Source organism: Pedobacter sp. 01T416_2, from assembly GCF_056398925.1.
The window spans coordinates 1-8,943 of the sequence record NZ_JBFTQI010000169.1 but is presented as its reverse complement, the minus strand read 5'-3'; the positions used below and the strand labels follow the sequence as shown (position 1 = coordinate 8,943).

The 8,943-nt window shown below is 43.7% G+C and carries 4 protein-coding genes; all 4 read right to left on the bottom strand.

Annotated features, from left to right (window positions below; all coding sequences use genetic code 11):
* Positions 1 to 324, bottom strand: a 324-nt coding sequence (locus AC1DPQ_RS09515; protein ID WP_477608984.1) for an Imm26 family immunity protein, incomplete at its 3' end; no start/stop codon positions are given.
* Between the two features lie 201 nt (positions 325 to 525).
* Positions 526 to 4,176, bottom strand: a complete 3,651-nt coding sequence (locus AC1DPQ_RS09510; RefSeq protein WP_477608982.1) for a DUF6443 domain-containing protein — start codon at positions 4,174 to 4,176, stop codon at positions 526 to 528.
* A 22-nt stretch (positions 4,177 to 4,198) separates the two neighbouring features.
* Positions 4,199 to 8,113 carry a PKD domain-containing protein gene (locus AC1DPQ_RS09505; protein ID WP_477608980.1) on the bottom strand — a complete coding sequence of 1,305 codons (3,915 nt, stop codon included), beginning with the start codon at positions 8,111 to 8,113 and terminating at the stop codon, positions 4,199 to 4,201.
* Between the two features lie 551 nt (positions 8,114 to 8,664).
* Positions 8,665 to 8,943, bottom strand: a 279-nt coding sequence (locus tag AC1DPQ_RS09500; RefSeq protein ID WP_477608978.1) for a hypothetical protein, incomplete at its 5' end; no start/stop codon positions are given.

Sequence of the window (8,943 nt, the reverse complement as noted above, 5' to 3'; positions counted from 1 at the left end):
ATCCGGCTCACCCCTCTTGTATTCCGGCAATATAAAATCAGCTGCACTTGTGGGTATATTCCCTATTAATTTCCATGTTCCACTTTTAATTGCAGGCAAGATTCCTGCAATCAAAAGTGGACATAAGATAAGTTCTTTATCTATGATTTCGCTACCCAATTGTAATGATATAGAAGACCTGATATTATAAACCATAATCATCGTGGCATATTGAGTATCAGGCATAAATTCCAAGAGATTAACACACTTTACATATGCAAAACCAAGATTATTGGGTAGACCAATCTGATAAATATCTCCACTTTTAACTTTCACTCTTGCCATTTTATATTAAATAATAGTTTGCTTCATGACATAGCCAAATTTGGCTATTACAATAATTTTATTTCTCTTTAAGAATTTTAATTCTAATTATCTTACTATCCCAATGCCCATATGGCAAATGGCCTGAATATCAATCCCCAATTTTGTTTTAACAATACTAAAGATTTTTTACTCAAAATATTACTATATTCTCTTCAATCCTTAATTAGTTAAAAATTTAACTGCATCTTGGTAATATTTTAAAATATTTGGATTATGTAAACCTATACTGTTTATTGTATTTTCTAAATTTTTAATTCCACCGGCTCCATCAATCATGAGCTGCTCTACACCCCTCGCTGCCCCTCTCCCAGCAATACCTACGTGGACTCCGATAATTGAAACAAATCTTTCTCCATGCTGCGCTGTTCGCAAACTTAAATTTTTAGTCATTCCCCAATAAACCCCACCATTTTTCGTTATGGCTTTGTAAACAGTATAGAGTACTGGAGAAGCGCTTTTAGAACCGCTAAGTGCAACTCTTACTCCGTTTATCGTTTTCCCTGCATTTCCTACCCCTCCTAAACTGATCACAGGCGCATCGCCATAATCAATATACCCCAAAAAATCTCCTTTGAGAAGGCTACTAACCCTTTTTTTGGCGCCTTCATCATAAAAGTAATCCCAAATTTTCTCCCCAACACTTTTCTGACCAACAAAGTAAGCAGTACTTTCTCCACTTACACCATTCTTAGTTACAGCTTTCCCTTGTCCATCTCTGTAATAGAATCCGGTAGAAATGTAACCATCTTTATCAGCATTCAGTGCCCTAGTACCTGTATTATCATAAAAAGCCTGTGATGCAGAAGCATAGTCCTGAGCCCAACCATTCATTCCCCAAGTGCCATTCTCACTCATGGTTGCTGCGCCTCTCGTGAAACCTTCCAGATCGGACCCAAAGGCACTAAAGCCAGATGCGCCATCCCAAGATGCGCCATAACTCCTGGTATAGGAAAGTGCAGTATTCCAAAAATCAGCGTATTGTCCAGTTACTCCCCCAGCTGCCTTATCCCCCAACGGATCATTGAAGATCAACGGGCTGTTCAGTGCATACTGGTAAACCGTCATGCTTTCACTCGCCTCCGCCATCGGATCAGCCGATACAAACCTGCCCAATGCCGCATCGTACATCCGGTAAAACGTCTGCTGCAGATCCGGCAGATCTCCAAAGTCGTCCTGCCATTCGCTGCCACCGTTGTACAGGTTTTTGTTTGCCGCCGTCGGCATCACGCTTCCCGGCATTGTCAGTCCAAACGGATAATAACTGTTCTCCTGCCTTACCACGGCCACCCCGCCCTGCTCCTCAAAGCTCACCCTCACATTGCCCTGCTGGTCCTTGATCATATACTCCAGCTTCAGCGTACCGTTGCTGTTGCGGACCCTGCCCTCTGCCATACCAAAATAGGACAGCACATTATCCTCGTAAACAAAACCTCCGATGTAATCGGTGGTCTTCACCAGGTTATTGTTATCGAAGGCCTGCTTGCGGATCAGCCCTCCGCCTGCATCGTAGGTATAGGCAATATACCGCCCTGTTGCAGTATTTATCGTTACCTTATCGGTACGGTTCAGTATATTATAGTCAAGGCTGATGCCCTTCTTCGCATCACCGGTCATATTGCCCGCGGCATCATAAGCGTAACCTGCTCCCGAACCGGTCAGGTTCTTGAAACCAAAGATACCATAGGCCCCACCTGTTCCATCGCTTACATTGCTGAGTTGGTTTCCGTCGTAACTATAGTTCAGGTCGTCAACTGCAGTTATGCTGCCGCTCAATATCGCATTGCGCTGTAAAGTTAAGATATTTCCGTTAAGGTCATAACTGATGTTCTTTTCATCAAAAGCTCCATTACCGTCCCAGGCACCGCCACCGCTGCGCTCTGCATAAACAGCCGCATTCAAACGCATCAGCTTATCATAAACAAACCTATAACTCCTTTCGTTCCCCGTGGCCACGCCCAGTGCATTGACTTTCCACTTTACCGCAGATAGCATCCCATTGAAATAACCGCTACTACCGATGTCCCCATCTCCCTGACTGTACAACAGGTCCATCCCGAACACATCATTGTAATCATCGTTCCGCTCATCTACGCTCAGGCTACTGTTATTGATACTGGTCATCTGCCCCTGGATGTTGTAACGGTAATCTACAGACTGCAGGTAACTTCCGCCACCGTTGGTACTGTGCAGCTTACGGTCCACCAACTGTCCAAGTTCATTGTATTCATAAGCACCCACCCTTACCGCAGTTCCCCAATTATGGGACTCATCCACCGTTTTGAGCCTGTCCCTGTGGTCATAACCATATTCGGTCTGCACAACGGTCGTTACCGAGGCTACCTGCACCGTTCTCGCCCTGACTGCCTTGCCGGTAAAGCCCAGAACGGTCGTACTTGTACTGCTCACTGCTGTATTCAGTTGGTTGTTGCTCTGGCTCTGGACCACTCTTCCTTTCGCATCGTAGAACATCACAGCGGTCAGCCAGACATTGGAAAGACCGCTGCCCACAGTGCGTTTTCTCACTACCGTCGGCATTCCGCTAATATAGGCAGCCTGTGCGCCTTCTCCGCCCATGCCCTGGTTCTGATAGGTATAATCGGCCGAACCATTGCCGTCAAGATCGTAATCATCATAATAACTGTAGGCCAAAGGCTCAATCTCCAAGTTCGGGAAACAGTTATTGGTATAATAACCGTTTGCCCCATCCCCGTTCCGTTCCTCGGCCGTATTGACCGAAAAATCCAGACCGTTCACCAGCCCTTGCATCGACGACCTTGTGGTATAACTGCTGTTATGGTAAATACCCTGCATCACCGGGGTGTTACGGCTGTCATATTTGATATAGTTCCATTTCTGCTGTGACCTCAGGTTTGCATCCTGGGCAAGCACGACCCTGTCAAAAGGATCGTACACCAGGTAACTGGTGCCGCCTCCCGGAACCGTCCGTTCAACCTGCCTGCCCCTGTCATCATAAACATAAACAAAGAGTAGTTTCTGTATTTCTGCCTGCTGAAGACTGTAGTTCCCATAACTGGCCATAAGTGCTACAGCCTTGGGCGGCACCACAAAAACCAATTGACCCAGATCGTCGTAAACATAATAGGTCTCCACCCATGTTACGCCTCCCTGGTCCAAAAGCTGCTTTTTTAGCACCGTTTTCCCGTTATTGTCGGTATAGACCATAATCTGACCGTTTTCTCCATCAGTTGCCCCGTTTACAGAGAGCGTGCCCGCATCAAAGATACCATTGGCCGACCCGTCCGCATTCCATCTCCGGACGGTTTCGCTGGAAAGGTTCGTCCGGTAGGTAAAACCTGTCTGGTGCTGACCAGGCTGAAAACCGCTGCCAAAAGACCCTGCCTGAAGCACCCGCTGCAATGGGCTGTTATCAAAAAGCTGCTGACTGTATGGGTTTGCATCAACCGCCGTTTTTTGCCCCGTAGTTGCATAAAAACCGGACTGCTCTGAGCTTGCATTCGTCCTGAATGCCCCGCCCGCATTTGATGAGGCATAGGGCAGGTAACTAATGCTCTGCCTCCCAAGGTTGTCGTATACAACAGGTTGGACAATGTCTTTTCCACCAGGGCTCGCCCCCACGGCGACAGACAGAACAGGCCTGCCCAGACCATCAAAATAGGTACGCGACGTAGTCCGGTCTGCTACAGGGAGCGCAAAGACCTGAACGTCTGTACTTATTCCCGGCACCTTTACTACATCCTCCTGGATGTAGCTCCGGTTTTGCCCAAAAACAGAGCCAACCAAAGAAATTAATGCCAAAAATATTGTAGTAAATATATACTGTGTTCTCATGATCGTATTCTTTTTGACCTTGTTATTCAATTTCGTTAGGTATGCATGTTGCATTAGTATCCAGATAGAAGCTAATGGAGTACTTTCCTGTAAGATTTAATCCATTAAAATAATATTGATTTGAAGTTGGCATAGACGCCCGACAATCCTCAACTAAACCAGTATTTGGGGTCGAATAAGCATGGTAGCCAACAGCCTTGTATCCGGATGGATTTGACGAGGAGTATTGTCCACTTGCAGCAAGCTTCAAATCGTATACTCCAGGCTCTACTGTTGACATGCCAGTAGCAAGATCAGCAGCATTAAAAACGTATTTAATCACCGAATTCTGAGAAAATGTCAACGTCATTGAACCAGCACCATAAACCTTTACCGGATCGGTAGAATTGCCCACGACAACTGTTTGGGTGGCACTAACGGTCCCAAATGGCTGCAGGGTTTTCGTAAACGTTACTACGTAACTTCCCGCGGCAGCATAGGTATGTGATAGCTCACCAAAAAGCTGGCTGGTCGATTGTGTACCGGTACCATCTCCGAAGTTCCAGGTATAGGAAATTCCCGCTGAATTCCAAGTAGTACCAGGGCTACCATCTATAAACGTATAGGGATAATTTACCAGCGGATTTTGATATCCCCCGATTTCAGCTTTAAAATTATCCTGATCTTCTTTTGATATATAGGTCTTTTTCAATACAATGTTTTTATCCTGATCCAACACATTCTTCAGCCTGAGGTATTTATCATATTGATAATACTCCGCAATTCCATTGGTATTCGTAGCGGAGGTCTTCAGAAAAGAATCTTTATCGTATCCAAAGCTGGATACCGTTGCATCGGCGGGATAAAAAATAATATCATCAATCAGCGCAGCGCTGGAACACTGGAAAGATAGCGTAAAGTTAGCCTGAAGGTTGGCAACAGGTACTTTTACCTGGTAGTACTTCCACTGTCCCCCGGTACTCGGGTATGGCAGGACGACGGCCTGTGTACCGCTTAGCGAAATATTGATGTTTCCTGAAACAGAAGTATTCATCCACAAAGAAAAAATGTAATACTTTCTACCGGCCAACTTTGTTATTGACCGGGAGAGCACATTATCAGCAGTTATATTGAAGGCATAATTTCCCGACCTTGGCTGTAAGACGAAACTGTTATTACTTGGATTAACACTGTAAGTAAAATTAGTTTCCAGATAATGAAATTCAAAGTTTTCGTAAGCGATCTCACCAATCCCGGCGTTCTCGAATACAGCTACAGGCTGAGAATTCAATTGATCGGTAACCACAGCCTTACGATTAATCCCATTCATTAGAACGGTTGTCGCGTTAGCATTTTTATCATAGTCAAGTATTTGCTGTTTATTAATATACCTTGAATCCTTCGAAAAGACACCGCCAGAAATAGATGAAGGTTGGAAATCGCTCACCCCGGCAGCGTTAAGAAAACTAAACTGGCTATCCGGCAGATCCAGACTCGGACGATAAGAAAACCCCCATGTTTTCAACCCGGTAAGAGATGCCGATATCGTCCGGTTTATGCCATTCCGCTCTAGCTGATTATAAGACTCCAACGGTATATTTATTCCTTGCTGTGAGAGGTTATATATCGATTGTACAAAGGGATCAGCTGAAGGAGAAGCACCATAATCCTTAATATATTTAAAAAAGGTCCTTGCGATACTTCCATCACTCAGCACCTGGTTTTTTGCTGTTACTTCCTTATGCGCTGAACTGCCATAGGTATAACTCGTTGTGGTATGATTCGCCTGGCTCAGTGATGGCGCATCGAAAACCGTATTGTCTTCCTGCACGGTTAAATTACCCACTCCAGAAAAAACAGTATATTTTGCATAAGCCATAGCGCCCGCATTTTCTTCAAATCTTAAGGCACCGATTACCAAAGGCGATCCAGTCCTGGCATAGTTGTAAACTGATTCCCTTACTTTGTTTCCATTCTCATCATACTGCGCAAGTTTTTTAAGAAGCCCTCTTTCAAAGTCATAATTTGTGTTCGGCGCGAAAGGGTAAGTATTTTTTTCATTGGTCATATAGCCACCGCTGACACAAGATGTTCTTCCAAAGTTATTTAGCGTTGGAAACCAGTCGCTGCCCCAGCTGGCATCCCAATTGGTAGCCGGCAGCAGGTACTCATAAAGAGAACTTCCTATTCCTGCTTTCGAAACTCGCACGTGACTGTAGAGTACCCCCGTTTCTTCCTGGGAGATATTTTCTTCCAACCGGATTACCGAGTTCTGTAGCATATATTCTGCTGTACCAGATCCATAAAACGGGGTAGTAAAAGATAACAAAGGCACATTTACAGGTTTTCCGCTAGACAGTCCAGTTGTCGGATCAACATAACTGTAGTTGGTGATAATATCGCCAGAAGGATTAGTTCCGTCTGTTGAACTGATTTTTTTGATTCGTAAACCACCGCCCTGTACTACCGTTCCGGCCGTTGCATCATAATAATCATTGGGTTCATATTCCAACCGGGTACTGCCTCCCGTATACCGTGAATATATCGTGGCGAGCGTACCGGCCATCATGGAAGACTGCGATACCGGCCTTACCGAACCTGGAATGTTATAACTAAATACCCCTGGATTCCCTCCCGGAATATTCCTGTAATGTTCATAGGCCGAACTGGATGGGTTTATGTAAACCTGAGGGAGCAAGGATGTTTCCGTACTCCCATTGTAATATCCCCAAACATCTACGGCCATCGATGCAGAGTCCGGAAGGTTTATATTTCGATTTTCAAGTAAGCCATTGTACCCTAAGGATAAAAGATCATTCTGACCAGCAGAAACATTCATCAAAAGTGAACGGTAAACATTGCCATTATTATTAGATTTGTAAAAGTCGTATTGAAAGACGCATTTTTTCCCCATTCCGGTAATAGAATCGATCAACGGAACATTCGAGGTCGGAGCATTATGGTAATAAAAATTTAAGCCCTGTTCATAAGCTACATCATCCCACCCACCATAGGTAACCCTGGAAAGGTTAATAGCAAAAGTCCAATTGGTAATGGCAAAAGGATATAATGTTGTATTGCTTGTTCCCTGACTGAGCGCAACCCGATCAGTCCCACCAGTAAAAGAAGGTTCAGTATAAAAAAAATCTAAACCAGCGCCTCCAATATCCTTTATACTTGTCAGCTTCCAGGCAGCAACATAACTGATTCCATTCTGGAACTGCTGGTACTCACGCTTAAAAAAATTGATCGCGTTTGGATTTGAAGAATTTGTAGCTTTCCTTGCTGTTTCTAAGGCGGCAAAAACATACTTTGTACCTGATGCGGTTGTAATTACAAAACTTTTAATCCTCCCGTAGCTCGAATAATGCTGAGGCACCGATGTTTCAAGATCATAGGTCACCTTAATATCCATATATGGAATTGTTCTTACGGTATGGTCTGCATCAAACACAAGCTTACAATCAAGCCCCGGAGCACTCACAACAAATACATCAGGCTCAGTATCAGAAAGATCAGAAAAGTTAGCATTGATATATCCGAGGTCTGTAGCCTCATCCGCACAGGTCGACTGATTGTTATCGTTTACAATATTAAAAGCATTGATCTTTGTCCCATTCGTATTGCTGAGCCAGCCTAAACGCTGATTTCCCTGATCATCCTTTTGTGTTTCATCAGGTAGCCCCCTCAATTGGCGATAGATTGCTCCCCCAGCCTGCAGGTTCCAGCCAAGCCCTGCATTTCCCTCGGCCTGTTTCACTTTGATTCCGCTACCATTGTAGAAAACACTGATAGGCATAGAAATTTTTCCAATCTGTAACTGGTGTAGCGGAATACTCACAGTTCCCCCGCCGGTAAGATTATTGACCGATGCAACCGGCAATTGTGAATAGACAATTTTGCTAAAGAATAACAGGGCTAGCAAAAAAAAACGCGAAAATAAAATAATCCTTTTCATAAACGCTTATAGATTTATCGACGATAATGGCTACTAAATAAGTAACTAAACCATAGAACAACGGCCGAATGTCAAGAAAAAAACGAAATGTCCCTAAACTTTTTGACGAACGATCGCTTTTTTACCATGAACGCCTTTTTATAGGTGACGAAATTTAACAACGAAATATCATCCGTCAAAAGAAACCCGATAAGGGCCACCGGCGCGGGCTTCGGCTATCTAGTTCAATCGATGCCCAGAATTGGAGTGGTGTAGCAACTCCATCAGAAATGGCGCTTCTCTATGAAAATGATGTGACAAAAATAAAACTTCAGTAAACAATTGGAATTCCACTTGAGACTTGCGCCAAAATTCGCTTGCACAACGAAATGATGAACCTACTATCAATAATAAGTACAGCCTCATTATTCACTCACGGCACAACTTAAACCAGAGCAAGGTTAATCAAACTCCAACTGGCCTAAAATAACAAAGCCCAGCATTTCTGGACTTTGTCACAATTATATTTATTTATCACACGCCACAGTCGTGCGCCAGCGAGGGTATTCTATCTATTTGAGATTAGCTTGTTTAAGCTGAATATCAAACTTATTTCTATATTCATTATGATCTTCATTATAGAAGTTAATCCGAACTAAAAACTTCAATTCCTTATCAAGAAGAAAGCATGTACCACTATAACCTAATTTTGCAATATCTAAACAACATTGTTGTGCAGATTTCGAATTAGTCAGATACATCCCACAATAATACACATCATCAGAATACACATAACAATATTCAGAATCAGCAATTGAAAATGCTTTAATCAATAATTCTGAATCAAAAGC

Bases quoted from the DNA above. Each gene is read 5' to 3' on its own strand.
- AC1DPQ_RS09510 (WP_477608982.1), bottom strand. From the start codon at position 4,176: ATGAGAACACAGTATATATTTACTACAATATTTTTGGCATTAATTTCT.
- AC1DPQ_RS09505 (WP_477608980.1), bottom strand. From the start codon at position 8,113: ATGAAAAGGATTATTTTATTTTCGCGTTTTTTTTTGCTAGCCCTGTTA.